Source organism: Paraburkholderia sp. SECH4 (genome assembly GCF_030511745.1).
Classification (GTDB): domain Bacteria; phylum Pseudomonadota; class Gammaproteobacteria; order Burkholderiales; family Burkholderiaceae; genus Paraburkholderia; species Paraburkholderia madseniana.
In genome coordinates, this window is record NZ_JALOCP010000001.1 from 315,294 (window position 1) to 340,827 (window position 25,534).

22 protein-coding genes and 1 pseudogene are annotated in these 25,534 nt (G+C 59.9%); 9 read left to right on the forward strand and 14 right to left on the reverse strand.

Annotated elements, in window-relative coordinates; translation table 11 throughout:
* Positions 1 to 29: 29 nt before the first annotated feature.
* The 3 genes from M0D67_RS01335 to M0D67_RS01345 all read left to right on the forward strand — a co-directional run bounded on the left by M0D67_RS01335 (position 30) and on the right by M0D67_RS01345 (position 3,314).
* Complete coding sequence (locus M0D67_RS01335; protein ID WP_154561885.1) at positions 30 to 1,079, forward strand: ABC transporter substrate-binding protein; 1,050 nt, start codon at positions 30 to 32, stop codon at positions 1,077 to 1,079.
* A 101-nt stretch (positions 1,080 to 1,180) separates the two neighbouring features.
* Positions 1,181 to 2,443: an ABC transporter permease gene (locus tag M0D67_RS01340; protein WP_171926034.1), complete on the forward strand. Its 1,263-nt coding sequence runs from the start codon at positions 1,181 to 1,183 to the stop codon at positions 2,441 to 2,443.
* Between the two features lie 34 nt (positions 2,444 to 2,477).
* Entirely contained in the window at positions 2,478 to 3,314 is an 837-nt protein-coding gene (locus M0D67_RS01345; RefSeq protein ID WP_171926005.1) for an ABC transporter permease, read from the forward strand.
* Between the two features lie 89 nt (positions 3,315 to 3,403).
* On the opposite strand, the gene M0D67_RS01350 is transcribed toward M0D67_RS01345, so the two are convergent.
* Positions 3,404 to 3,790 (reverse strand): RidA family protein, encoded by a 387-nt coding sequence (locus M0D67_RS01350; RefSeq protein ID WP_166618308.1) that lies wholly within the window; start codon positions 3,788 to 3,790, stop codon positions 3,404 to 3,406.
* 1,161 nt (positions 3,791 to 4,951) lie between these two features.
* Here M0D67_RS01350 and M0D67_RS01355 point away from each other — a divergent pair.
* The 3 genes and pseudogenes from M0D67_RS01355 (at position 4,952) to M0D67_RS01365 (ending at position 7,608) form a co-directional block, all read left to right on the forward strand.
* On the forward strand, positions 4,952 to 5,248 hold the full coding sequence (locus tag M0D67_RS01355) for a type II toxin-antitoxin system RelE/ParE family toxin (protein ID WP_166618309.1): 297 nt from the start codon (positions 4,952 to 4,954) through the stop codon (positions 5,246 to 5,248).
* A 1-nt stretch (position 5,249) separates the two neighbouring features.
* Positions 5,250 to 5,528, forward strand: a pseudogene (locus M0D67_RS01360) (addiction module antidote protein); the annotation flags it as partial.
* A gap of 847 nt (positions 5,529 to 6,375) precedes the next feature.
* A complete protein-coding gene (locus M0D67_RS01365) occupies positions 6,376 to 7,608 on the forward strand; it encodes a hypothetical protein (protein WP_266236931.1) in 1,233 nt (410 codons plus the stop codon).
* Between the two features lie 456 nt (positions 7,609 to 8,064).
* On the opposite strand, the gene M0D67_RS01370 is transcribed toward M0D67_RS01365, so the two are convergent.
* From M0D67_RS01370 to guaB, 4 genes are all read right to left on the reverse strand, one after another.
* Positions 8,065 to 8,985: a restriction endonuclease gene (locus M0D67_RS01370; protein ID WP_266236933.1), complete on the reverse strand. Its 921-nt coding sequence runs from the start codon at positions 8,983 to 8,985 to the stop codon at positions 8,065 to 8,067.
* Positions 8,986 to 9,722: 737 nt separating this feature from the next.
* Positions 9,723 to 11,306, reverse strand: coding sequence for a glutamine-hydrolyzing GMP synthase (guaA, locus tag M0D67_RS01375; protein WP_154565991.1), 1,584 nt, complete (start codon positions 11,304 to 11,306; stop codon positions 9,723 to 9,725).
* 203 nt (positions 11,307 to 11,509) lie between these two features.
* The gene (locus M0D67_RS01380) at positions 11,510 to 12,235 is read right to left on the reverse strand and encodes a hypothetical protein (RefSeq protein WP_171926002.1); all 726 of its coding nucleotides are present in this window, start codon (positions 12,233 to 12,235) and stop codon (positions 11,510 to 11,512) included.
* 6 nt (positions 12,236 to 12,241) lie between these two features.
* The gene (gene guaB / locus M0D67_RS01385; protein WP_054035195.1) at positions 12,242 to 13,702 is read right to left on the reverse strand and encodes an IMP dehydrogenase; all 1,461 of its coding nucleotides are present in this window, start codon (positions 13,700 to 13,702) and stop codon (positions 12,242 to 12,244) included.
* Positions 13,703 to 14,060: 358 nt separating this feature from the next.
* Between guaB and M0D67_RS01390 the strand changes: the two genes are divergently transcribed.
* On the forward strand, positions 14,061 to 15,038 hold the full coding sequence (locus M0D67_RS01390) for a DMT family transporter (RefSeq protein ID WP_171926001.1): 978 nt from the start codon (positions 14,061 to 14,063) through the stop codon (positions 15,036 to 15,038).
* Positions 15,039 to 15,093: 55 nt separating this feature from the next.
* Here M0D67_RS01390 and M0D67_RS01395 read toward each other — a convergent pair whose 3' ends face one another.
* Entirely contained in the window at positions 15,094 to 15,426 is a 333-nt protein-coding gene (locus tag M0D67_RS01395; RefSeq protein ID WP_154565993.1) for an RnfH family protein, read from the reverse strand.
* A complete protein-coding gene (locus tag M0D67_RS01400) occupies positions 15,423 to 15,860 on the reverse strand; it encodes a type II toxin-antitoxin system RatA family toxin (RefSeq protein WP_063496516.1) in 438 nt (145 codons plus the stop codon). The genes M0D67_RS01395 and M0D67_RS01400 overlap by 4 nt, the downstream gene beginning before the upstream one ends.
* Before the next feature lie 100 nt (positions 15,861 to 15,960).
* On the opposite strand from M0D67_RS01400, the gene smpB reads away from it, so the two are divergent.
* The gene (gene smpB, locus M0D67_RS01405) at positions 15,961 to 16,407 is read left to right on the forward strand and encodes an SsrA-binding protein SmpB (RefSeq protein ID WP_054035193.1); all 447 of its coding nucleotides are present in this window, start codon (positions 15,961 to 15,963) and stop codon (positions 16,405 to 16,407) included.
* 69 nt (positions 16,408 to 16,476) lie between these two features.
* Here smpB and M0D67_RS01410 read toward each other — a convergent pair whose 3' ends face one another.
* The 3 genes from M0D67_RS01410 to ppsA all read right to left on the reverse strand — a co-directional run bounded on the left by M0D67_RS01410 (position 16,477) and on the right by ppsA (position 20,514).
* Positions 16,477 to 17,409, reverse strand: a complete 933-nt coding sequence (locus M0D67_RS01410; RefSeq protein ID WP_154565994.1) for an SPFH domain-containing protein — start codon at positions 17,407 to 17,409, stop codon at positions 16,477 to 16,479.
* Between the two features lie 63 nt (positions 17,410 to 17,472).
* Positions 17,473 to 17,928 (reverse strand): NfeD family protein, encoded by a 456-nt coding sequence (locus M0D67_RS01415; RefSeq protein ID WP_168435947.1) that lies wholly within the window; start codon positions 17,926 to 17,928, stop codon positions 17,473 to 17,475.
* A 180-nt stretch (positions 17,929 to 18,108) separates the two neighbouring features.
* Positions 18,109 to 20,514 carry a phosphoenolpyruvate synthase gene (gene ppsA, locus M0D67_RS01420; protein WP_171926000.1) on the reverse strand — a complete coding sequence of 802 codons (2,406 nt, stop codon included), beginning with the start codon at positions 20,512 to 20,514 and terminating at the stop codon, positions 18,109 to 18,111.
* A gap of 550 nt (positions 20,515 to 21,064) precedes the next feature.
* Between ppsA and M0D67_RS01425 the strand changes: the two genes are divergently transcribed.
* Positions 21,065 to 21,880, forward strand: a complete 816-nt coding sequence (locus M0D67_RS01425; protein ID WP_154565996.1) for a pyruvate, water dikinase regulatory protein — start codon at positions 21,065 to 21,067, stop codon at positions 21,878 to 21,880.
* Positions 21,881 to 21,956: 76 nt separating this feature from the next.
* Here M0D67_RS01425 and M0D67_RS01430 read toward each other — a convergent pair whose 3' ends face one another.
* The 4 genes from M0D67_RS01430 to lpxA form a co-directional block, all read right to left on the reverse strand.
* On the reverse strand, positions 21,957 to 22,739 hold the full coding sequence (locus tag M0D67_RS01430; protein ID WP_168435949.1) for an RNA methyltransferase: 783 nt from the start codon (positions 22,737 to 22,739) through the stop codon (positions 21,957 to 21,959).
* A 61-nt stretch (positions 22,740 to 22,800) separates the two neighbouring features.
* Complete coding sequence (gene rnhB, locus M0D67_RS01435; protein WP_168435948.1) at positions 22,801 to 23,562, reverse strand: ribonuclease HII; 762 nt, start codon at positions 23,560 to 23,562, stop codon at positions 22,801 to 22,803.
* On the reverse strand, positions 23,559 to 24,728 hold the full coding sequence (gene lpxB / locus M0D67_RS01440) for a lipid-A-disaccharide synthase (protein WP_171925999.1): 1,170 nt from the start codon (positions 24,726 to 24,728) through the stop codon (positions 23,559 to 23,561). The genes rnhB and lpxB overlap by 4 nt, the downstream gene beginning before the upstream one ends.
* Positions 24,729 to 24,731: 3 nt before the next feature.
* Positions 24,732 to 25,520 carry an acyl-ACP--UDP-N-acetylglucosamine O-acyltransferase gene (gene lpxA / locus M0D67_RS01445; protein WP_154565998.1) on the reverse strand — a complete coding sequence of 263 codons (789 nt, stop codon included), beginning with the start codon at positions 25,518 to 25,520 and terminating at the stop codon, positions 24,732 to 24,734.
* Positions 25,521 to 25,534 lie beyond the last annotated feature (14 nt).

Below are 25,534 nucleotides of genomic sequence, written 5' to 3' on the forward strand. Positions count from 1 at the left end.
TTCGTTTTCGTCATTGAGGAGAAGGAACCATGATCACTCGAGCAAACTTTGCCGCGCCCTGCACGGTGCTCGCGCTCACGCTGGTGATGTCCGGAGCACCCGCATCCGCTGCGGAACTGACGGTTGTCAACTTCGGAGGCAGTTGGGGGCAAGTGCAGAACATCGCATTCAACGAGCCGTTTGAAAAAGCGACCGGCAACAAGGTCACTGTCGTCGAGTACAACGGCGAGCAGGCCAGGGTGAAGGCCATGGTCGAGGCAAAGCACGTCAACTGGGACGTCGTCGAGGTCGAGTCGGGTGAGCTGAACCGCGGCTGCGATGAGGGCTTGTATGAACAGCTCGACTGGTCGAAGATCGCGAAGAAGTCGGATTTGGTCCCTGAAGCGCCGCAGACCTGCGGGGTCGGCTTCGTTGTGTGGTCGATGGCACTTGCCTATAACGCCGACAAACTCAAGACGGCGCCGACCAGCTGGGCCGATTTCTGGGACATCAAGAAATTCCCCGGCAAGCGCGCAATGCGCAAAGGCGCGCGCTACAACCTCGAATTCGCGCTGATGGCCGACGGGGTTGCACCAAAGGACGTGTACAAGGTGCTCGCCACGAAGACCGGCCAGGATCGTGCGTTCAAGAAGCTCGGCGAGCTGAAACCCTACATCCAGTGGTGGGAGGCGGGTGCGCAGCCGCCGCAGTTCCTCGTCGCCGGTGATGTCGTGATGTCGACCGCGTTCAACGGCCGCATCGACGCCGCACAAAGAGAAGGCCAGAACCTGAAGGTCATGTGGAACGGCAGCATATACGACCTCGACTACTGGGTGATTCCGAAGGGCACGCCGAACAAGGCGCTCGCCGAGCAGTACATTGCGTACACGCTCACGCCCAAATCGCAGGTGGCGTTCACGCAACATATCGCGTATGGCCCGGCAGATGTCGTGGCGCTCAAATCGCTCGACGCCAAGACTCTCGCGAACCTCCCCAACTCGCCGACCAACGCCAAAGACGCAACCCTGCAGGACATCGGCTTCTGGACCGATCACGGCGACGAACTCGAGCAGCGCTTCGCCGCATGGGCCGCGAAGTAAGCGTGCGGATGTTTTTCTGACCCAACCGGCCGCGCGGCGCGCATCGCGTCGTGCGGCATTCCGCCGGGTCGCGGTCCGGCCGGAGAAAAACGTTGAATACGATGACGATCGCCCCTTCCTCGTCGACACTGTCGACGGCCGCGCTCAAGCGCGAACTCCGCTTAGCCGGGGCTCGTAAACGGGCGATGGCGCTCCTCTTGATCGCGCCGCTCGCGATCTTCGTTTTGCTCATCTTCGTCGTGCCGATTGGCGCGCTGCTCACACGCGCGGTGCAGAACCCCGAGATCGCGACGGCGCTGCCGAACACAGTCGCGGCGTTGTCGGGCTGGGACCGTCACGTGCCACCACCCGACGCGGCCTACGCCGCGCTCGCAGCCGACATGACGAAGCTCGCCGGCACCGACGGAATGGGTACGCTCGCGTCGCGTCTGAACCTGGAAATTCCCGGCTTTCGTTCGTTCGTGGCGAAAACGGCGCGCGCGATGCCGCTCAAGGGCAGCAGCGACCAGCCGCTGACGCCCGCGCAGACGCGCGAGAAGCTGATCGAGTTCGATGCGCGCTGGGGCGACGCCACCTACTTGCAGGCGATCGCGAAAAACGGCAGCCAGATCTCGCCGTTCTATCTGCTCGCCGCACTCGACCACAAGCAGGACGGCTTCAGCCATATCGTGCACGCAGATCCCGAGCAGTCGATCTACCTCACAATCTTCGGCCGCACGTTCCTGATCGGCATGGCGGTCACCCTGTTCGCGCTGCTGCTAGGCTATCCGCTCGCGTACTGGGTCTCGCGACTGTCCGAGCGCCGCGCGAATCTCGTGATGATCCTCGTGCTGATTCCCTTCTGGACCTCGGTGCTCGTGCGGGTCGCGGCGTGGATCGTGCTGCTGCAAAACGACGGGCTCGTCAACAAGGCGCTGATCGGCAGCGGGCTGATCGCGCAACCGCTGGCGCTGCTGTTCAACCGCGTCGGCGTGTACATCTCGATGACGCACATCCTGCTGCCATTCATGATCCTGCCACTCTACAGCGTGATGAAGTCGATTCCGCCGACCTACCAGCGCGCGGCCGTATCGCTCGGCAGTCATCCGTTCGCGGCGTTCTGGCGAGTGTACGTGCCGCAGACCTATCCGGGTGTCGCCGCCGGCGCGCTGCTCGCGTTCATTCTCGCGATCGGCTACTACATCACCCCTGCACTGCTCGGCGGCCCGGACGACCAGATGGTCAGCTACTACGTCGCCTACTACACGAACGATACGATCAACTGGGGCATGGCGTGCGCGCTCGGCGGGCTGCTGCTCGCGGCAACGCTGGTGCTGTACGCGGTGTACGGCCGGTTCACGCGCTCAAAACTCAGCCTCAGTTGAGCCGACGATTACGCGAAACAAGGAGAATCTGACCATGAAACTTGCCAGGCCGCTGTTCGCGCCGCATATGTCGTTCGCCGAGCGGGCGTGGTACGTCGCGCTGCGCGTGCTCGTCGTGCTGACGCTGCTGTATCTGATCCTGCCGGTCCTCGCGATCGTGCCGCTGTCGTTCTCGTCGAGCACATTTCTCGTCTATCCGATTCCGGGCTTCTCGATGCGCTGGTACGAGCACCTGATCAGTTCGGACGAGTGGCGGATGGCCGCGAAGAACAGTTTTATCGTCACGCCATCGGCGACCGTCGTCGCGACCGTGCTCGGTACGCTCGCTGCGATCGGCCTCACTAAGGCCGACTTCCACGGCAAAGGTCTGCTGATGGCTGTGCTGCTCTCGCCGATGATCGTGCCGGTCGTCGTGGTCGGCGTCGGCATGTACCTGTTCTTCGCCCCGCTCGGACTCGCGAACACCTATACCGGTCTGATCGCCGCGCATGCGGCGCTCGGCGCCCCGTTCGTCGTCACGACCGTCGCGGCAACACTGCAGGGCTTCAACCATAACCTCGTGCGTGCGAGCCTGTCGCTGGGCGCAAATCCGGTTGAGACGTTCTTCCGCGTCACGCTGCCGGTGATCGCACCTGGTGTGATGTCAGGTGCGCTTTTCGCCTTTGCGACATCGTTTGACGAAGTGGTGGTCACGCTGTTCCTCGCGGGCGCCGACCAGACGACGCTGCCGCGCCAGATGTTCACTGGCATCCGCGAGAACATCAGCCCAACCATCGCTGCGCTGGCGACGATCCTGATCCTGTTCTCGACGAGCCTGCTGCTCGCGCTTGAATGGTTGCGTGGACGTCACGCGAGAAGCGCTGTTGCCTGACATGCAACGACACGGCGACGGCCTGATTGAGTAGCGGGCACCTCCATCGAGAAGTGCCCGACGCGCCGCTGACGCACAGGGCGCGATGCCTAACGGGCTGCGACCGCCTGAATCTCCACGAGCAGGTTGGGTTCCGCCAAGCCGGCGACGATGACCATGGTGGTAGCAGCGGCGTGACCAGCCACTCGCCGCTCGCGCTCCTTTCGATAATGAGGCACGAGGTCCGGCCGGGTGATAAAGCCGTCGACCTTGACCAGATCGGTCACGCCCATACCGGCATCGGCCAGCACCGCCAGTAGATTGTCCCAGGCCAGTTCGATCTGCTTCACGGGGTCATCTGGAACGATGCCATCAGTCGTAACGCCAACCTGGCCCGAGACATACAGCCAGCGCGCGTCAGCCGGCACCGACGCGCCATGGCTGTAGCATGAGAACGGTGGCGCGATTCCAGCTGGGTTATGCAATTGAATAGTCATGGTTAACTCCTTCTGTTCTAGAGATTTCGGTGAAGACAGCTTTTGGGCCCGCTTTGAACCCTTACGACTTGATTTCGATCGAGAGCACGGAACATGCCGAACGCATTCATAAATCAGCAGTCCATAATGCATGTCGCGAAGCGTGAGGAACCAGAAAGCAATCTGACTCCCAGGTCATACCCAAACGAAACGATTGCCAGCCGAACGCCCTTGGCGCGTCGTCAGAGACGCAGGGTGCTCGAATTTGTAGAATATATCTACTATTGAAGAAATGTCAATGATGAAGGAAACAATTCAGGCGGTCGGTTTGCCCCTTTTCCCGCTCGATCAACCCGAGCCGCCATAAGGGTTTCGCCAACCACAACGACAACTTTTTAAGTACAACCGTCGCTCGCTCTACTGGGCCGTCCGGTGGATGGTCGGCATGGGACGCTCGACGAGGGAGCGAACCACCTTCAATGAATAGCAATCCTTATTACTTGCGGGTCAAAATTCTGCAAATTTGACGAGGGTCCCGAGCACCTGCGCAATCCGTGCCTCCCAGCGTCATCGACGTAGCAACTGTCGAGTGCCTATCACACTGTTCCAGATGCCATCGCAGATACCAATAATCCCTCTGACGGCATCAAGCACCTCTGTGGAGACTGTCCGCGAATACCGTCAGAAATACCGCCAAATTGCGCTCGCGGAACCCAGAAAAGACAAGATGGAATAAAAAATCTCCAAATTTTCAACAGGTTACTAACCGACCCTGCCCAATTTAGAATTGGGCGAGCGTTATTTATCGGACATCGTAACCCGTTGATTTAAAACAGAATTACCCCTACTCCCACTCGATTGTCAATCCGACGCTGGAGCCTTGTGTGGACGGCGTTTCCGCCGCTCATGTGACGTCGATACCGTCAGTGGTACCGGATATTCCTGTCGGCACCCAACGGCTTTCAATCGACTGCATCGGACGATTGATGCCGTTTTTTCCGCAGAATCGCCATAACGAGGCATGTCAATACGATTGTTGGCCGCGATACCGTCATCGATACCGTCAGGCTCCGTCCAATGCGATCCTCGTTCGGACGATCGGCCCATGCCCAACGATTAACAGCGTTTTACCCGTCAGCGCGAGCGTTTGATATTCCGTAACCCATGGATTACAATCCGAGCATGACGAAGCTGATCATTACGGCCGAATTTGACAGTTGGTTATCGCGCGTGCGGGACCGCCAGGCGGCGATGGCGATCGTCGGTCGGCTCAGCCGGGCACGGCTAGGCAACCTTGGACATTGGCGTGCCGTAGGCGACGGCATCTCGGAAATGAAGATCGATGTGGGCAAAGGCTACCGTGTCTATTTCAAGCAGCGTGGCGATGTGCTGGTGATCATCTTATGCGGTGGCGACAAGTCCACGCAGGCCGCAGACATCAAGCGCGCCAAGGTCATCGCGAAAGATTTGGAGTTTTGACATGAAAGTCAGCGAGTTGATGGAGTTCGACGCGTCGAAGTACCTGAAAGATGAAAACGACTACCGGCTGTATCTCGCCCAAGCGTTTGAAGGCGGGGATCCGGTTGAGATTCAGGCAGCACTTGGTGACGTTGCCAAGGCACGTGGTATGACGGCACTCGCACGCGAGTCGGGTATCGCGCGTGAAGCGTTGTACCGCGCGCTCTCCAACAAAGGAAATGCCGAGTTCGCGACGATCATGAAGGTGATCGTCGCGATGGGGTTGCACCTCACGCTGGCAAAGACCAAAGCAGTGCCAAAGGCGGCCGCAAAAGCCAAAACCGCGACGAAGGCCGTAGTGGCAAAGAAAGCACGGCCAGTCGCGAAACGCGCTGGCAGCGCGAGCTCAAAAGGCCGTACTCGTCCTAGCAGTGCGGTACACGCCTGACATCGAATCCGTCAGCGGCTCACGATCCGCCGAATGGGCCTCACGGGCCTGTTTTGCTTCAGATAGACCGCGTAGAACCTATGTTCCTCGCACCCGCCACAAGCGCCAAAGCCTCGAGGTCATAGAGAGTGCCGACGCTGCAGCAAACGCTTGAGGACTTCTGATCAGCGCATGTTGCAGAAGGTGAATCTAGTTCACGCAAGGCTAGTTGCAAGACGTGGCCATGCTCAGCATACGGGCCATCTAACGCCTGTGGTTGCTCCTGCAATCGCTGGAGTAACGCCTTCAACTCATAGAAGTAGGAGGCGCCCGCGGTTGAACGGATGCAATAGCCGGAACCAGGGCTCCGTACTTGCCGCGCTGATCGGAAGTGATCAAACCGACAACCTTCCTTGCGAACACGACCGGCATGCAACAGCACCTTTAAGAAGCCGGACGCCAGTGCAAACGGTCCGTTCGGTATCGAGCGTCGCCCTTTACTGGCCAAATTTCGGATTGGGCGCCCGAGTCCGTTCGCGTCCACTTTAGCGTTGTGCCAGTCGCACAAGCGATACGCGAGCGTACGCATCCGCTCTGTCGCCGAGTACAAACAGACGCTAGCGCGCGGATCTAGCGGGTGGCCAACGAGTTGTCATTTTCAATACGCAAATCGTAGTAAATTTCCCCGAACCACTTAAACAACACAGCGCGCAATAAAAGCATGAAAGAAATCAAACCCATCGCCAGCGCAAATCCTTTCAACGTTGTTCGCTCAATCCCCACATTCCAGATCCCGCCGAATAAGATCATAGTGAGAGACGATGTTGAGAATGATCCAATTTTTACTTCGAGATATGTGGCATTTCTCAGCGGAAAGACAAACGTTCACTATACCCGCATGTCGATATCGCGCATCCGACGTGGATTTTGGCGATCAGCGAAAAGCGAATTTGAATTGATAGAAGAAACCATCAGAAATAATGATGTCGATTCGATCAACGATCTGATTACATCAGGAATCCGTCTTTCCTTGCATATATACGAAAATCCCAACAAAAACGATGATTTTTCGTACGTATGCGCCGACGACACTCCGATTCATGTCGCATACGAGGAACTCGGAATTTCTGTTGTCCCTGTTGTGCTTATGGGCAAGCCGCGCGACCTAGAAGAATCCGCCATCACTATACGATCGATTCCACGGGGCGATAAGGACTACATTAGCTTGATCGAGGGAGCGACTCCAGTTCGTCTTAACGGATTTCATAATTTTCTCAAATCTGAGGAAATTTCATTGTCAGATGCTCTTTCCAAACTAGAGATCGAGGTGGAGAAGACAAAGAATGATTTGAGGGTTTTTCACAAACCCGCAAGAGACGCGAATCACTACCATCATTCATTGCACTCTGTTTTGGTTCGCGCAAAAGAGCATGTGGAGTCTATCAGGCTGCTTGTCGACAACGGAAAACTGATGGTTGCTACAAGCTTACTACGCCCGCTTCATGAGTTGGCACTAACATTTTACATCGATTGGTTGATGCCAATGCACATGTACCAATATTTACAATTGGCGTCGGTTATGTCGTCGGATAAATGGGACGTCGAGTGTGAGAAAAGGAGAAAGCGGAACGTCTCTGAAGGGGTTCTTAAAGCTGATGCGAACAGAATCAAGATCGCGCATCTCAAGGCATTCAGATTTTGTAGTGTCGTCGCGGAAAAGGCCAGGATATTTCCACTCGGCGAAGAATATCACAAGAGTATCTATTCTTTCCTGTCTGACATGGTCCATCACGACTTCAGTATGACTGCTCGCTACATAGACACGTTGGATCATGGAGATAACATGGTATTCAACGAAAATGTGGAACACACTATACGACATGTTGCACATGCGACGATCTCGTGCATCCTCAGTCGCATTCGGTCCGACATTGGGAGCGCCGCAGGAGCTTAACGCGGACGATTAAGTGAGAAATTGATACGCCCGCTCGTGACGTATGTCAAATCGCGAGCTTCTTCGAGCCTATTCCGGGGTAGCACGCCTTGGGATGCTAGCAGAGAGCTAGCAGGACAGGCGCTTCATAGCAAACAACCCCGCGACCTCAGCCGGTCTTAACTTGGGTTCCTTTCCGCGACCGCTAGAGATAGCAGAGAACCTCTGGGAAGACTTCTGAAATCGCTCTCATCACGATGCCCATCGGTACGCCCATCTGCGCTTTGTGTCGCCACCAAGACTGCCTGCGCGAAGAGCATGAAACAATGGACCGCCCACCAGAGAAACGAATGCATCTTGTCAGCCCGTCGTTCGTTCGCTGCCATGAACCGCCGTCGCGGACGGTTAACTCTTGCAAGCCCAATAAATGACCATGTTTTACCCGTAGGGTGTCATCGGCTTTAAGTGAGTCCATTATCAGAGCGTGTTTAAATGACTGTAGTTGACGCAATGAAATTTCAAAGACTCGGCGCGAGTGATACCGCAATCATCCGGCACTGGCGCATGGCTCAACTGGACTGAACCAAGCATATCAAGGAAGCGATTTGCATCGATGAGTTCGATCGGCATAATGCCTTCCGAACTTCTCTGTGCTGCACGAACTGCGCCTCTACGAAAGCGAGAAGACGATACAAATATGCCGCTCGTGAAGTTCCCCATTATCAACGCCCCGAGGAATGCCCTAATTTGCTCCACTTCCACTGATCTTCTTTGTCTTTTTACCTGGACACCTATCCTTGCCCCAGAACCATCATGTAACACGACGTCAACTCCTCCGTCGTTTGAATAAGCCGTTGCAGCCGCTTCGTAACCAAAATCGCTGAAGACACTTGCAACGGTCAACTCAAAGAGCCGCGGATGGGTAGACGTTCTGGCTTCGAATTTGCGCATCAAATAACGCCGCACTTCTTGAAGGGGCAAGTTAATATCGTTGAGCGCCAAGTCCTGCAAAACCGACATCGAGGCCAAGGTCACTGCCCAATGCTGCCATTGCATCGCGGGTAGTACCGCTCGATCTTCGGCGATCCACCAACCGCAATAAGGGCAAATGTGCAGACATACCTTTCTCTCGACAATGTCACCGCGTAGCACTGCGTGAGGGTGGTCAGGGGGCGGACCGGGAAATTCTGGATCTCTTATGGCCTCTTCGTGAATAGACGCAAAGTCCTCAAACGATACGCTCCAATGGTCAAGGTCATAGTGATCGTCCATTACGTGGCCGCAATAAACACAACGAACCTCATCCTCGTCCTCGATGCGATACCTCCACATGGGAAGTTCGCAACGCATGAGCGACGGCGGAATGTTTGATTGAACATGTTGCCTTGCCATGCTCATAGAAATTTCCCCACAAGTTGCAGACCACTAAATGTAGGCAAAAAACTCGATCAATCGCACGACGCTGAGAGTAAGGCCGGCGGCCTGGCTTCTGGCTACATCCCCTGCGCAAGCGAGCCTGCGGCCGGATTCGCCGAAGGTGCCTCCCCACAGCCTGCCGATGCCTCGTCCATTCCATAGCCGAAAATCTAACCGCACGGCACACTCGCGCAATCGGCTACTTTTCCGCGCCGAGCTAACAAGGTCCCCTATGCCCGTAACAAGCGATCGCCACCTCCGCTCACCGCCCGTTGATTGCAACAATCATGAAGAAAAAGAATGGTGCCGAGCAGACATCGTGACATGAAACCCCGTCACGGTCGACAACCTTGGACTGGGTTGTTTCAAGCTTGAAATTGGAAGTGCAAGCTTGGTGCACAATCTATCGAATTCCCGTGGTTAGGACGATCATGCACCGTCACCAACCACGAGATCTCTCCAGATGTCCAGGATCTACTCGCAGGATAGCGTCCCAGGTTGAAATAGAACGTCGTACGAAAATCCTGTTGCCGGCGCAGTAACGAGCCCCGGCGATAAGCGGGCGACGCACCATCCGTTTAACTAACCTTTCGTGGCGCAAACTTCGATGGTGGAATTCAAATGGCTAACGCCGCATTTGAATTAAGTCTTACAAATCACGGTATATCGGGGCAATACCCGAGCGAGATGTAAGTAGTTGGATGGGAGTATTTCCCTCCTCACTCCCACTCAATCGTAGCCGGCGGCTTCCCCGAGATGTCATAAACCACCCGGTTAATCCCACGCACTTCATTAATGATGCGGTTCGACACATGCCCCAGCAACTCGTGCGGCAGATGCGCCCAATGCGCGGTCATGAAGTCCAGCGTCTGCACAGCGCGTAGCGCAACCACATACTCGTAAGTCCGCCCGTCACCCATCACGCCCACGCTCTTCACCGGCAGGAACACCGCAAAAGCCTGGCTCGTCAGGTCGTACCATGACTTGCCGGTTTCCTTGTCGATAAACGTGCGCAGCGTCTCGATGAAAATCGCGTCCGCGCGACGCAGCAGATCGGCGAAATCGCGGCGCACTTCGCCGAGAATCCGCACGCCCAGACCCGGGCCCGGGAACGGGTGGCGATACACCATCGCCGGCGGCAAACCGAGCTTCACGCCGAGTTCGCGCACTTCGTCCTTGAACAGTTCGCGCAGCGGTTCGAGCAGCTTCAGATTCAGCGTCTCGGGCAGGCCGCCCACGTTGTGGTGGCTCTTGATGGTCTGGGTCGCCTTCTTGCCCTTGCCGGCCGATTCGATCACGTCCGGATAGATCGTGCCTTGCGCGAGCCACTTTGCGTCGGTCAGCTTGTTGGCTTCGGTCTGGAACACTTCGACGAATTCCGCGCCGATGATCTTGCGCTTCGCTTCCGGATCGGTCACACCGGCCAGCTTCGACAGGAACACTTCGCTCGCGTCGACGTGGATCACCTTGACGCCGAGGTTCTCAGCGAACGTTGCCATCACCTGCTCGGCTTCGTTCAAACGCAGGAGGCCGTGATCGACGAACACGCAGGTCAGTTGATCGCCGATCGCGCGATGCAGCAGCGCCGCCGCCACCGACGAATCCACACCACCCGACAGACCCAGAATCACGTGCTCTTTGCCGACCTGCTCGCGAATCTTCGCGACGGCTTCGTCGATGTAATGGCCCATTTCCCAGTCGGGATTCGCACCGCAAATCTGCAGCACGAAACGTTCGAGCATCGCGCGGCCTTGCACGGTATGCGTCACTTCCGGGTGCCATTGCAGGCCGTAGAAATGGCGCGCTTCGTCGGCCATTGCCGCGATCGGGCACGATTCCGTCGAGGCCATCAACTGGAAGCCGGGCGGCATTTCGAGGACCTTGTCGCCGTGGCTCATCCACACCTTCAGCATGCCGTGACCTTCCGGCGTGGTGAAGTCGCTGATGCCTTCGAGCAGGCTCGTATGGTTGCGCGCGCGCACTTCGGCGTAGCCGAACTCACGCAGGTGGCCGATATCGACCTTGCCACCGAGCTGCTCGGCCATCGCCTGCATGCCATAGCAAATGCCCAGCACGGGCACGCCGAGTTCGAACACCGCTTGCGGCACGCGCGGCGTATCCGTTTCGGTGACCGAGCTCGGACCGCCGGAAAGGATCACGCCCTTCGGCGCGAAATCGCGAATGAACGACGCATCGACGTCGTACGGATGAATTTCCGAATACACGTTGGCCTCGCGAACGCGACGTGCAATCAGTTGGGTGACTTGCGAACCGAAGTCGAGGATCAGGATCTTGTCATGCATGGCAGCGGACGGAGTCAAAAGTGAACGGATACGGGATACCGCGCTTGAAGCGCGGCGTTGAATTCAAAGCAGTCCACGTGGGGACAATCGAGCATGAAGCGTGACGATAAAGCGCGGTAGACCGTTCAGCATCGCAGGCACTTGCTTGCGGCGCGTGCGAACGGAATCCGGTAGCTTCGGCAGGCGTTCTGGCGCTTGGCGCGTCAGCCATGAAACGGCGGCCGGGGCGCACCAGGTGCGTCGGCAGCGGCGTTACGGGCATCGTCGCGCGCAGTTGCAGCCTCGGCGCGTGCGGCGCGTTCAGAGGCCGTCAGACCCGGTTCGTCGACCGATGGGTAGACCGGCGCAGCGGAAACGGGACTCACGGGCCGTGTGACCGGCACAACGGGCTCGACGACCGGCTCGGCGCGATAGACCGGCTCCGCCGTCACGCGACCGGAGTCGCGCCTGTTGGCAGCGTCTTTGGCGACATCTTTCGCGGCCTGCTTGTCGGCGCGCTCAGCGGCTGCGGCTTCAACCAGCCGCACCTTTTCACGCCGCCGCACCGCGCCCGACAGGCGCACACCACCCAGGCCGACCACCAGCAGCACCACACCGGTCAGCACCGCAATGATCTGCCCGAAGCCGGTCAGCGCCGGCGTATGCAGCCCGAGCAGCCAGACCAGCATCAGCACGCCGGTCAACCAGTTCACATGGCCAACGACCTTGGCGACCGTCGACGTGAGCGAACCGTCGATCGACGCGTGCAAAGCAAGCCACGCGAGCCCGATCAGCGCCACGCCAAACCCCTGCCCGACCAGAGCCGGCTGGGTTTGCACCAAGAGCAGCGCGTTGTACAACGAAGTCCAGGGCGTCAGCAGAAACAGCAGGCCGAACGCAAGCAGCAACAACGCATCGAGGATGAGTACAGCGCGCAGCAATGGCTTCATTGGCGTTTAGTCCACGTGGTAGTTGGGCGCTTCCTTGGTGATCTGCACGTCATGCACATGCGATTCGCGCAAGCCCGCGCCCGTGATCTGCACGAACTCGGCCTTGTCGTTCATCTCCGCGATCGTGCGGCAACCGCAGTAGCCCATGCTGGCGCGCACGCCGCCAATCAACTGGAACAGGATCGCGTTGACCGAGCCCTTGTAGGCGACGCGGCCTTCGATACCTTCCGGCACCAGCTTGTCGATGTTCGCGGAGTTGTCCTGGAAGTAGCGGTCTGCCGCGCCGTCTTTCATCGCGCCGACCGAGCCCATGCCACGGTACGACTTGTACTGGCGGCCCTGGAACAGGAACACGTCGCCCGGCGCTTCTTCGGTGCCGGCGAACATGCTGCCCATCATCACGGAATTCGCGCCGGCGGCCAGCGCCTTGCTGACGTCTCCCGAAAAACGCACGCCGCCGTCGGCGATGACCGGCACGCCCGTGCCCTTCAGCGCTTCCGACACGTTCGAGATCGCGGTGACTTGCGGCACGCCCACACCGGCGACGATACGCGTCGTGCAGATCGAGCCCGGGCCGATACCGACCTTCACGCCGTCTGCGCCGTATTCGACAAGCGCCTTGGCTGCCGCAGCGGTAGCGATGTTGCCGCCGATCACTTCGACATGCGGGAACTTCTGCTTGACCCACTTGACGCGCTCGAGCACGCCCTTGCTGTGGCCGTGCGCCGTGTCGACGACGATCACGTCCACACCCGCCTGCACCAGCAACTCGACGCGTTCTTCGTTGTCTTCGCCCACGCCGACCGCCGCGCCTGCGCGCAGCTTGCCGTGTTCGTCTTTACACGCGTCCGGGTGTTCGGTTTGCTTGGTGATGTCTTTAACCGTCATCAGGCCGCGCAGTTCGAATGCGTCGTTGATGACCAGCACGCGTTCGAGGCGATGGCTGTGCATCAGCGCCTTGGCTTCGGCGAGCGGCGTGCCTTCCTTGACCGTGACGAGGCGCTCGCGCGGCGTCATGATGTTGCGCACCGGCTCGTCCAGACGCTCTTCGAAGCGCAAGTCACGATTCGTGACGATACCGATCAGTTGCGAACCTTCGACGACCGGGAAGCCCGAAATGCCATGCTGGCGTGACAGCGCGATGACGTCGCGCACCTTCATTTGCGGCGGCACGGTGATCGGATCGCGCACGACGCCCGATTCGAAGCGCTTGACCTTGGCAACTTCACGCGCCTGTTCGGCCGGCGTGAGATTCTTGTGGATGATGCCCACGCCACCCATTTGCGCCATCGCGATCGCGAGACGGGCTTCGGTGACGGTGTCCATGGCGGCGGACACGAGCGGCATATTCAGGGAGATGTTGCGGGTCAGCCGGGTCTTGAGGCTGGTGTCGCGCGGCAGAACATCGGAGAAAGCCGGGACGAGGAGCACGTCATCGAACGTGAGTGCTGTTTGGATCAGACGCATGGCAAATCCTATAGGCGCAAAAGCGAATTATACGCGATACCTCCCTGGTTTTCACTGCACTAACAGCAGCTTAGCGAATTTCAGGGGATTTTTCTCGTGACTTTGCACCCTTCGATTTCGCTTCCACGTTCGCCTCGAGTTCGATCCGGTTTCGTTTGCGCGTTCGGGCGCATGGACGCCGCACCGGGTTCGGGAATGGGTATTTCGGGGCGCTTGCGCGCCGCCGGGCCGGCGCTCGGAAGTTAAAAGGCGCCTGAACACGCCGGATAAAACTGGCGGAATGCAGAATCAAACAAGACGCCCTGCCCGTCGAACGGCTATTCTGCCGACCATTCCAGTTTTCTTGCAGGGGCAGTCGATGCAGCGCGGTGTGGCATATGGAGTAATGGCCGGGGCCTTATGGGGCATGGTGTTTCTGGTGCCGCGCGTGCTGCCCGATTTCTCGCCGCTGTTGCTGAGCGCCGGCCGCTACACGATGTACGGCATCGTCTCGCTGGCCGCCGCGCTGCCGATGGCGCGCTCGCTCGTCAAACGACTGACCCGCGAGGATCTCGGCGCGCTGGTCAAACTGGCGCTGGCCGGCAACCTGCTCTACTACCTGCTGCTGACCGCGGCTGTCCATATGATCGGCATCGCGCCGGCTTCGCTCATCGTCGGCGTCCTGCCGGTCACGGTGACGCTGCTCGGCCGGCGCGATCATGGCGCCGTGCCGCTCGCCCGCCTCGTATGGCCGCTTTCGCTGGTGGTGGCCGGCATCGCCTGCATCAACATCGACGTCTTCACGGTAACGGACAGCACGCCTGTCAGTATCGCGACGAAGCTCCTCGGCCTCGGCTGCGCGGTCGGCGCGCTCGCCTGCTGGACCTGGTTCGCGGTCGAAAACGCCCGCTATCTGCAGCGTCAGACGCATTTCAGCGGCAACGAGTGGTCAGTGCTGTGGGGTGTCGTGACCGGCGTGCTCGGCGCGGGATTGTGGCTGGTGGTCGCCGTCATGCCGTCTGGCAGCTTGCAGGGGCCGCTCGGCGACGAGCGCTGGCACACCTTCTGGATGCTGAATCTGGGCCTCGCCGTCGGCGCGTCGTGGCTCGGCAACGGGCTGTGGAATGCCGCGTCAAAACGGCTGCCGCTCACGCTGTCCGGCCAGATGATCGTGTTCGAGACGCTTTTCGCGCTGCTCTACGCGTTTATCTACGACCAGCGCCTGCCGCGCCCGCTGGAAACGGCGGCGATCCTGCTGCTGGTGGGCGGAGTGTGCTGGTCGGTGCGCCAGCATGCGGACGACGATACGTCCGGGGCGGCATCGATTGAGGAGAAGGCGCAGCCTTCGGTGCATTGAGACGATTGAGACGGAGCACCCTCGGCGCTGCCCCGCCACAGCTACGAGGCGTAGCCTAGCGCGAATCCTTGTTCAGCCAGCGGCGCCCTTCGATCGAACCCGCCTTGCGGGTCTTCTCGACGCGCCGTTGGCGCGACAGCTTCGGATCCACCAGCAGCGGCCGGTAAATCTCGACACGATCGTGGTCGGCGAGCACCGTATCCAATGGCTTGAGCTTGCCGAACACACCGACCTTCTGCATGCTCAGATCGATCTGCGGATAACGCTGCAAGATGCCGCTCGCGTCTATCGCCTGCTGCAGCGTGGCGCCTTCCGGCAAGTCCACGGCAATCAGCGCCTGCTCATTGGCAAGCGCGTAGCAGACTTCAATCGACAAGCGCGCGCTCATGCCTTACCGTAGCGCTGATCGGCGCGCTTCACGAACGATTCGACGAAGGTGTTGGCAATGTGGCTGAACACCGGCCCAATGATCTTCTCGAGGATGATGTTGGTGAATTCGTAGTGCAACGCGAATTCGATCTTGCAGGCGTCGGCCCGCAGCGGCGTGAAACGCCAGAAGCCGGTGAATTTGCGAAACGGACCGTCCGCGAACTCCATATCGATGCGCGTGGGCCGCTCCATGCTGTTGTGCGTGGCGAAATGCTGCTTGATGCCCTTGAAGTTGATGTCGATCTTCGCCTCCATGCCGGTTTCGTCCTGGCGGCGGATTTCGACTCCCCCGCACCAAGGCAGGAAGTTGGGGTAATCGGCGACGTCGGTGACGAGGTCGAACATCTGTTCCGCCGAATGGCGGATCAACACGGTTTTCTGGACATCTGCCATAAATTGAACAGCGCGTGGCAAGGGTGGACAAGCGCCGCGGGCTTTCCTTGCCCCGCTTTGCTAAAATCGTGATTTTAAACGAGTTGGGCACTTTCCATTCATGAGCATCATTGACAACAGAAAAGCCTTCTACGACTACTCGGTCGAAGAACGCTACGAAGCGGGGCTCGTGCTCGAAGGATGGGAGGTCAAAGCCTTGCGCGCCGGCCGTGGCCAGATCAAGGAAGGCTACGTGGTCATCAAGAATAACGAACTGTTCCTAATCGGCACGCACATCAGCCCGCTGCCCGAAGCCTCGACCCACATCAATCCGGACCCGGTGCGCACGCGCAAGCTGCTGCTGCACGCCGAAGAAATCAGCAAACTGATCGGCAAGGTCGAGCAGCGCGGTTATACGCTCGTGCCGTTGAACTTTCATTACAAGGGCGGTCGCGTCAAATGCGAGATCGGCCTCGCCAAGGGTAAGAAGCAACACGACAAGCGCGAAACCGAGAAGAAGCGCGACTGGGAACGCGAGAAGGCGCGCCTGATGCGCTCGCCGTCGTAAAACTGAGATTCACCGAAAAATGGCCCGCAAATTTGCGGGCCATTTTCATTCGGCAAGGAAGAACGTCAATCAGCGCGCCTCGGCCGCGCCCTTCACCTTGTTCACAATGGTCAGCGCCGACGCGATCATCGAACTCATATCCGCCAGGTTACCCGGCACGATCAACGTGGTGCCCTGCTTCGCCAGGTTGCCGAATGCATTCACATACTGCTCGGCCACTTTCAGGTTCACCGCTTCCATCCCGCCGTTCGACTGGATGGCCGCAGCGATCTTTTGAATCGCCTGTGAGTTAGCCTCAGCCACCGCCAGAATCGCCGCGGCCTGACCCTGCGCCTGATTGATCGCCGCCTGCCGCTCGCCTTCGGACTTCTGGATCGACGCCTCGCGCCCGCCCGAGGCGATATTGATCTGTTCCTGCTTACGCCCTTCGGACGCCGCGATCAGCGCGCGCTTCTCGCGCTCAGCAGTGATCTGCGCCTGCATGGCGTGAAGAATTTCCTTGGGCGGCGTCAGGTCCTTGATCTCGTAGCGCAGCACCTTGACGCCCCAGTTCGACGCCGCTTCATCGAGCGACGACACGATGCTGTGGTTGATGAAGTCGCGCTCTTCAAACGTCTTGTCGAGTTCGAGTTTGCCGATCACGGAACGCAGCGTGGTTTGCGACAACTGCGTAATCGCGAACACGAAGTTGCTCGACCCGTACGACGCCTTCATGGGATCGGTGACCTGGAAATACAGCACGCCATCCACCTGCAGTTGCGTGTTGTCGCGCGTAATACACACCTGGCTCGGCACTTCGAGCGGGATCTCTTTGAGAATGTGCTTGTACGCGATCCGGTCGACGAACGGAAACGCGAAGCTCAGGCCCGGCGTCAGCGTGCGGTGATAGCGGCCGAGCCGCTCCAGCACCCACGCATGCTGCTGCGGCACGATCTTGAGCGTCTGCGCCGCCAGCACGATCACGATAAGCAGAAGCACCGCCCCGACAATGGTTGAATCCATGACTGACCTCCGGTCCGTAGTTCGAATAGTTATGCATGGCGCTATGCGCGCATTGGTGCGCGCTCAGGCCACGGTTGCCTTGGTTTTCGCCGGCCGGCTCGCCACGACGACGAGGCAACTGCCACGCATCTCGGCGATCTCATAGAGCTGCGCATCTTCGGGTTCACCAGCAGCCAGTTCGACGTCCCATGCAGCCCCGCGGTAATTGACGCGCGCCCGGCGCTCGTGCCACGCCGGCACATTCAACGTCTGGCCGATGTCGAGATTGACGTCCGGGTTTTTTGACGCCTCCTTACGCGTTCTGCGGCCAAAGCGCGAGCGCCTCAGCAACAGGACTGCCGCCAGCGCTACGAAGGCCGCAATCGCAAACTGCAGGTCGGCGGCGGCGCCCGCAATACGGGCAATGGCTGCCGCTACACAACCCAACGCGATCATGAGCAAATAGAAAGTGCCGCTGATCAACTCCAGCGCGACAAGCACACCCGCCCCGATCCACCAGAACAATCCACCTGGCGCCACGTCGACCTCCACAAAGCAAAACACCCCGGATCTACCGGGGTGTTTATAGCACGAAGCGGGTGCATTTTATCGGACGGTGCCGCACGCTTTTACGTGCTTTTGACGTAGCGCACCACCCTTTATGCAAACTGCTTATCGGGCACCTGCCCCGCGCTTATTTATTTCGCTTTTTTACTTCACTTACTTCGCCGACGACTTCGCCAACTTCTGCCACGTCTCGACGATCGAGTCCGGGTTCAGCGAGATCGACTTGATGCCCTCATCGGTCAGCCATTGCGCAAAGTCCGGATGATCCGAAGGGCCCTGGCCGCAGATACCGACGTACTTGTTCAGGCGCAGGCACGTATCGATCGCGCGCTTCAACAGGAACTTGACGGCCGGATCGCGTTCGTCGAAATCGACTGCCAGCAGTTCCATGCCCGAGTCGCGGTCGAGGCCGAGCGTGAGCTGCGTCAGGTCGTTCGAACCGATCGAGAAGCCGTCGAAGAATTGCAGGAATTCTTCGGCGAGAATCGCGTTCGACGGCACTTCGCACATCATGATCAGGCGCAAGCCCTTCTCGCCGCGCTTCAGGCCGAACTTCTCCAGCAGCCCGACCACGCGTTCCGCCTGCTTCAGCGTACGCACGAACGGCACCATGATCTCGACGTTGTCGAGGCCCATCTCCTCACGCACCTTCTTCAGCGCGATGCATTCCATCTGGAACGCTTCGGCGAAGTCGTCAGCGATGTAGCGCGATGCGCCACGGAAGCCCAGCATCGGGTTTTCTTCGTCCGGCTCGTAACGCGAACCGCCGATCAGCTTCTTGTACTCGTTCGACTTGAAGTCCGACAGACGCACGATCACGGGCTTCGGATAGAACGCCGCTGCGATCGTTGCGATGCCTTCGGTCAGCTTGTCGACGTAGAACGCGCGCGGCGATGCATGGCCACGTGCCACGCTTTCCACGGCCTTCTTCAGGTCCTGATCGATGTTCGGGTACTCGAGAATCGCCTTCGGGTGAACGCCGATGTTGTTGTTGATGATGAACTCGAGCCGCGCCAGACCCACACCTGCGTTCGGCAGTTGCGAGAAGTCGAAAGCCAGTTGCGGATTGCCGACGTTCATCATGATCTTCACCGGAATCGGCGGCAGTTCGCCGCGCTGCACTTCGGTGATTTCGGTTTCGAGCAGACCGTCATAGATCTTGCCTTCATCGCCTTCCGCGCAGGACACGGTCACCAGCGCGCCGTCCTTCAGCAGGTCGGTCGCGTCGCCGCAGCCGACCACCGCCGGCACGCCCAGCTCACGCGCGATAATTGCCGCGTGGCAGGTACGGCCGCCACGGTTCGTGACGATCGCGGATGCGCGCTTCATGACCGGCTCCCAGTTCGGGTCGGTCATGTCGGCCACCAGCACGTCGCCCGGCTGCACACGGTCCATTTCCGACGGATCGTGAATCACGCGCACCGGACCCGCACCGATCTTCTGGCCGATCGCGCGGCCGGTAGTCAGCACGTTCGATTGGCCCTTCAGCTTGAAACGTTGCTCGGCCTTGCCCGCAGCCTGGCTCTTCACCGTTTCCGGGCGCGCCTGCAGGATGAAGATCTTGCCGTCGCGGCCGTCCTTGCCCCACTCGATGTCCATCGGACGCTCGTAGTGCTTTTCAATGATGACGGCGTATTTCGCGAGCTCGATCACGTCTTCGTCGGTGATCGAGAAACGGTTGCGCTGCTCGTGCGCGACGTCGACGGTCTTCACGCGGCCTTCTTCGCCCGCCTTGGTGAATTCCATCTTGATCAGCTTCGAGCCGATCGAGCGGCGGATGATCGGGTACTTGCCTTGTGCGAGCGTGGTCTTGAAGACGTAGAACTCGTCCGGATTCACGGCGCCTTGCACGACCGTTTCGCCCAGCCCGTAGCTCGACGTGATGAAGACGGCGTCCTTGAAGCCCGATTCCGTGTCCAGCGTGAACATCACGCCTGCCGCACCGACGTCCGAGCGCACCATGCGCTGCACACCAGCCGACAACGCGACTTCAGCGTGGGTGAAGCCCTTGTGGACGCGATAGGAGATTGCACGGTCGTTGTACAGCGACGCGAACACGTGCTTCATGCGATCGAGCACCTCGTCGATACCGACCACGTTGAGGTAGCTTTCCTGCTGACCCGCGAACGATGCGTCCGGCAAGTCTTCTGCCGTTGCCGACGAACGCACGGCAAACGACAACTCTTCAGGCGAGCTGTTTTGCAGGGTGTCGAAACCTGCGCGGATATCCGCTTCGAGACGCGGCTGCATCGGGGCGTCGACGATCCATTGACGGATCTCCTTGCCCGCTTCGGCGAGCGCTTTCACGTCGTCGACGTCGAGCGTTTCGAGACGTTTGGCGATGCGTTCAGTCAGGTTGTTGTGATGCAGGAAGTCACGGAAAGCCAGCGCCGTGGTGGCGAAGCCAGTCGGCACGCGCACGCCGGCTTCGGCGAGCTGACTGATCATCTCGCCAAGCGACGCATTCTTGCCGCCGACAATCTCCACATCGGTCATCCGCAACTGCTCGAACGGAACTACATACGCCTCTTCCTTTGCGACGGTAACTGCGTTAGTCATACAAGCCCCTAAGTGTGAAAGAAATTCACGGCTGTGCAAGTGGGCTTGAACGCGAGACGCCCATTGGAAGCGTGACCTCGCGTCTTGCACAACCTGTTGGAGAAGCAATCGCTGCAAATGGCCGCGAAGGCTGAAAAGCGCCGGATGCACGACGTAGAAAGCGGTTGGACGAAATTACCGATCGATCCGCCCCAATCTCTCAATTTGCCGCAAGTTACCGGCGCAAAGCGTGGCGTTGACCGACCGTTCGCGGTGAGTTAGACGCCAATCGCCTGCAATTGCTTATCCAACAGGTTGCCGCTATTCTACCGTGCCGACTCTCAAAATGTGACAGTCGGACGAGAATTGCGCCTCGAATCGCGCCCCGGACCGGCTGACGGGCTCTTGCGAGGCTCTCGCGAGGCCCCACCGCCATCCGGACGCAATTGCGGTGCCCACGGCGCGCTGACATGACGCCGCTGCAATCTCCGGTTAGCCACCGTGCAGCGACATCCATGCAGCGATGTTTCATTCGAGCGCTTTTTCCCGCTCACGTTCCCCAGCCCCACTGATGCCGCCCACCGTATTCATCGTCTCCGACGGTACCGGGATCACTGCCGAAACCTTCGCGCATTCGATCCTCTCCCAGTTCGACCAGAAATTCCGCCTGGTTCGCGTGCCCTTCGTCGACTCGACGGAAAAAGCCTACGCCACGCTAGAAAAGATCAACGAAGCGATCCAGCAGGACGGCCGCCGCCCGATCGTCTTTACGACGCTGGTGGACAGCGCCTCGAATCAGATCGTCAAAGGCTCGAATGCGCTCGTGCTGGACATGTTTCAGACCTTCGTGGAGCCGCTCGAGCAGGAACTGGAGCTCAAGTCGAGCCACGCGATGGGTCGCGGCCACCAGAACGCCGATACCGAGGAATACAAGAACCGGATCGAAGCGATCAACTTCTCGCTCGCCCACGACGACGGTCAATCGAACCGCAATCTGGCCGATGCCGATGTGATTCTGGTCGGCGTGTCGCGCAGCGGCAAGACACCGACGAGCCTGTATCTGGCCATGCAGTACGGCGTGAAAGCGGCCAACTATCCGTTGATTCCGGAAGACTTCGAGCGCGGCAAGCTGCCTACGCCGCTATTGGCGCATCGGCAGAAGATGTTTGGTTTATCGATCGATCCGCAGCGGCTGTCGGAGATCCGTAACGAGCGCCGCCCGGGCAGCAAGTACGCCGCGCCGGAAAATTGCCGCTACGAGATCAACGAGGCGGAAGCGATGATGCGGCGCGAAGGCGTCAAGTGGTTGTCGTCGACGCATAAGTCGATCGAAGAAATCGCGACGACGATCCTGCAGGAGATCAAGCTGGACCGGCCGGTTTATTGAGCGGCGCCTGTTTTGCGGGCGTGCGTGGTGCTGAGGTGATCGCGGAGGTCGCCTCAGACCAGCAGTCAGTGCAATGTCACGCGCGGCGCTGCTGGCGGCACTGTTCGAACACGCAGATAGCCGCGGCGGCGGCCACATTGAGCGATTCCATGCCGCCCGGCTGAGGAATCGTCACCCGCAACGAAACCGCATCGCGCCAGGTCTGCGATACGCCCGCCCCTTCGTTGCCGAACACCCACGCGAGCGGCCCGCTTAGATCGCAGTCGTAAATCGCCTCGGCACCGTGCGAATCCGTAATGACGATGGGCACAGCCAGGCGCTCGATCAATACCTGCGCCTCGACATCCTCGTGGATTTGCAACAGGAAATGCGCGCCCATGCCCGAGCGCAATACCTTCGACGACCACGCGTACGCGGTGCCCGGCGCACAAAACACCTGCTGAATACCGGCGGCCGCCGCGCTCCGTAGAATCGAACCGACGTTGCCGGCATCCTGCACGCCATCGAGTACGAGGCAGGTTTCTCCGACATTCTCCGGCAGCGGCGTATCGAGCTTTTCGACCAGCAGCAGAATCCCGACACCGTGCACGACGTTCGACACCTGGCCGAACAATGCATCGGGCAGCGTGACGATACGGTGCTCGTCGATGCGCGACACGATGGCCTGCGCTTCGTCGTGGCGCAACGCGCCCTCGGTAACGATGCACATTTCCGGCTGCCCGGCGACGTCGAGATACGCGCTCGCGAGATGGAACCCTTCGAGCAACGCGTGGCCACTGCGACGCTGCTGATGCGTCGAGCCGGCCAGTGCCTTGAGGCGCTTGTAGAGCGGATTGTCCCGCGAGGTGATGGCTTTCACAGGCAGCGAAGACAGTGAGAATGAGGAAAGAATGGGCGACGCGCCGGACAACGCGCAGCGCTTACGCGCCGCTGCGTTCGCCGAAGGCGTCGTCGTCGAGCATGGCATTCGTGAGCGTTCGAGACACGACGATCACGTCGCCCGCCGGCTGCTTCAAAGCCGTGCCGAAACGCTGATGCGCTTCACGCACCGGTGCGAACGAGCGCCGATGATGCTCGCAGGGCCCATGTTCGCGCAGCGCCGCGAGATGCTGCGGCGTGCCGTAGCCGGCATGCGCGTTAAAACCGTAGACCGGATAGGCTTGATGCAGTTCGAGCAGCATCCGGTCACGCGTGACCTTGGCAAGAATCGACGCCGCCGAAATGCTTTTGACCAAGGCATCACCGCCGATCACGGCTTCGCTGCGAACGCTCAGCGTTGGGCAGCGATTGCCGTCGATTTTCACGAGCGTCGGCACGACCGAAAGGCCTTCGACCGCCCGCTTCATCGCCAGCATGGTGGCGTGCAGGATGTTCAGCGTATCGATTTCTTCGACGCTAGCGGACGCGATGCAGTACGCAAGTGCCCGGTCGACGATCTTGTCGTAGAGTTCGTCGCGCTTTTTCGCGGTGAGCGCTTTCGAATCGTCGAGGCCGCGGATCATCGGCTTCGACGGATCGAAAATCACCGCCGCAGCGACCACCGGGCCAGCCAGCGGCCCGCGCCCGGCTTCGTCGACGCCGCAGACGATGTCATCCGGCGTTTCAAAGTCCAGACCGACCTGCCGCGTTGCCGCGCCTGCAACAGCCGCGGCCTTGCGGCGTGGAGCGCGAGCGGTGGTCACGGCCGAGCCTTCCGCTTTTCGACGACGCTCGCCACGACTTCCGCTGCACGCTGCGCGGTGTTCTGCTTCAGCACGTGATGCATCTCCGTGAAGATTTCCGTCAGCGTGCGCCGGTTGGCCTCGTCGCGCAACTGTTTCAGCGTCGCTTCGGCGAGCGCCTGGGGCGTCGCGAAGTGCTGCAGAATTTCCGGCACGACGAAACGCCCCGCCAGAATGTTCGGCAAGCCAACATACGGCAGATAGCCTTGGCGTCGCATGATCTGGCCGGTCAGCCAGGGCACCTTGTACGAGATCACCATCGGCTTTTTCAGCAGCGCGGCTTCCAGCGTCACCGTGCCGCTCTTGACGAGGATCGCATCGGCCGCCGTCATCGCGATTTGCGCCTGGCCGTCGGTAATGGTCAGCGCGAGACCAGGATGCGCATCGACCAGCGGCCGTAGCATTTCGCGCAATGCGGGCGTGGCCGCCGGCATCACGAAACGCAAACTGGGCTCCTGGTGCTGCATCATTTCCATCGCGGCAAAGAACGTCGGACCGATCAGATCGATCTCCGAGCGCCGGCTGCCCGGCAGCACCGCGATGATCGGACCGCTTTCGGCAAGGCCGAGCGTGCGGCGCGCGCCAAGCGTGTCGGGTACCAGAGGAATTTCGTCGGCGAGCGGATGGCCCACGTACGAAGCCGCGATGCCGGCCTTTTCCAGCAGCGCCGTTTCGAACGGGAACACGCACAGCATGTGGTCGACCGCTTTGGCGATCTTTTTGATGCGCCCACCTCGCCACGCCCAGATCGACGGGCAAACGAAGTGAACGGTCGGAATACCCGCGTCGCGCAACGGATGCTCGAGTCCGAAGTTGAAATCGGGCGCGTCCACGCCGACGAACACCGACGGCGGCTCGGCCAGCAGTTGGCGCTTCAGTTCGTTGCGGATGCCGAGGATTTCTGGAATATGCCGCAGTGCTTCGACATAGCCGCGCACCGTCAGCTTCTCCATTGGCCAGTGGGCGTCGAAACCCGTGGCGATCATGCGCGGGCCGCCGATCCCGTAATACTGGGTACCGGCGGGCAGACGGCTCGCGAGGCCGTCGAGCAGCGACGCCGCCAGCAGGTCGCCGGACGGCTCGCCTGCCACCATCGCGACGCGCAGGGGACTCGGGTTCAAAGCCATCGGTTAGCGGATGATGCCGCGTTGCGACGCTTCGACAAACGCGAGCAGCGTTTGTACCGGCGCATCGCCATCGCCACCCGCGGATGCGAGTTCGCGCAACTGCAGCTTCGCTTCTTCAAGCGACAGGCCGTTCTTGTACAGCAAGCGGTACGCCGAGCGCAGCGCCGAGATCGCGTCTGCGGAGAAACCACGGCGGCGCAGACCTTCGACATTGATACCGTGAGGCTCGGCCTTGTTGCCGGCAGCGATCACGAACGGCGGGATGTCCTGCACGAGCGCCGAAGCACCGCCCAGCATCGAATGCTCGCCGATGCGCACGAACTGATGCACGCCCGACATGCCGCCGATAATCGCATGGTCGCCAATCGTCACGTGGCCGGCCATCTGCGCATTGCTCGACAGAATCACGTTGTTGCCGACGTGGCAGTCGTGCCCGATGTGCACGTAGGCCATGATCCAGTTGTCGTCGCCCAGCGTAGTGACGCCCGCGTCCTGCATCGTGCCGGTGTGGATCGTGGTGAATTCACGGATCGTGTTGCGATTGCCGATCACGAGCCGGGTCGGCTCGTCTTTGTACTTCATGTCCTGCGGACGGCCGCCGACCGATGCATAGTGGCCGATGCGGTTGTCTTCGCCGATCGTGGTGTGACCTTCGATCACGCTGTGCGAACCGACCGTGCTCCGTGCGCCGATCGTCACATGTGCGCCGATGACGGCATACGGTCCGATTTCGACGGATTCGTCGACTTGTGCGCCCGGTTCGACGATCGCAGTGGGATGAATCCTGCTCATGCGTCCTCGCTTCT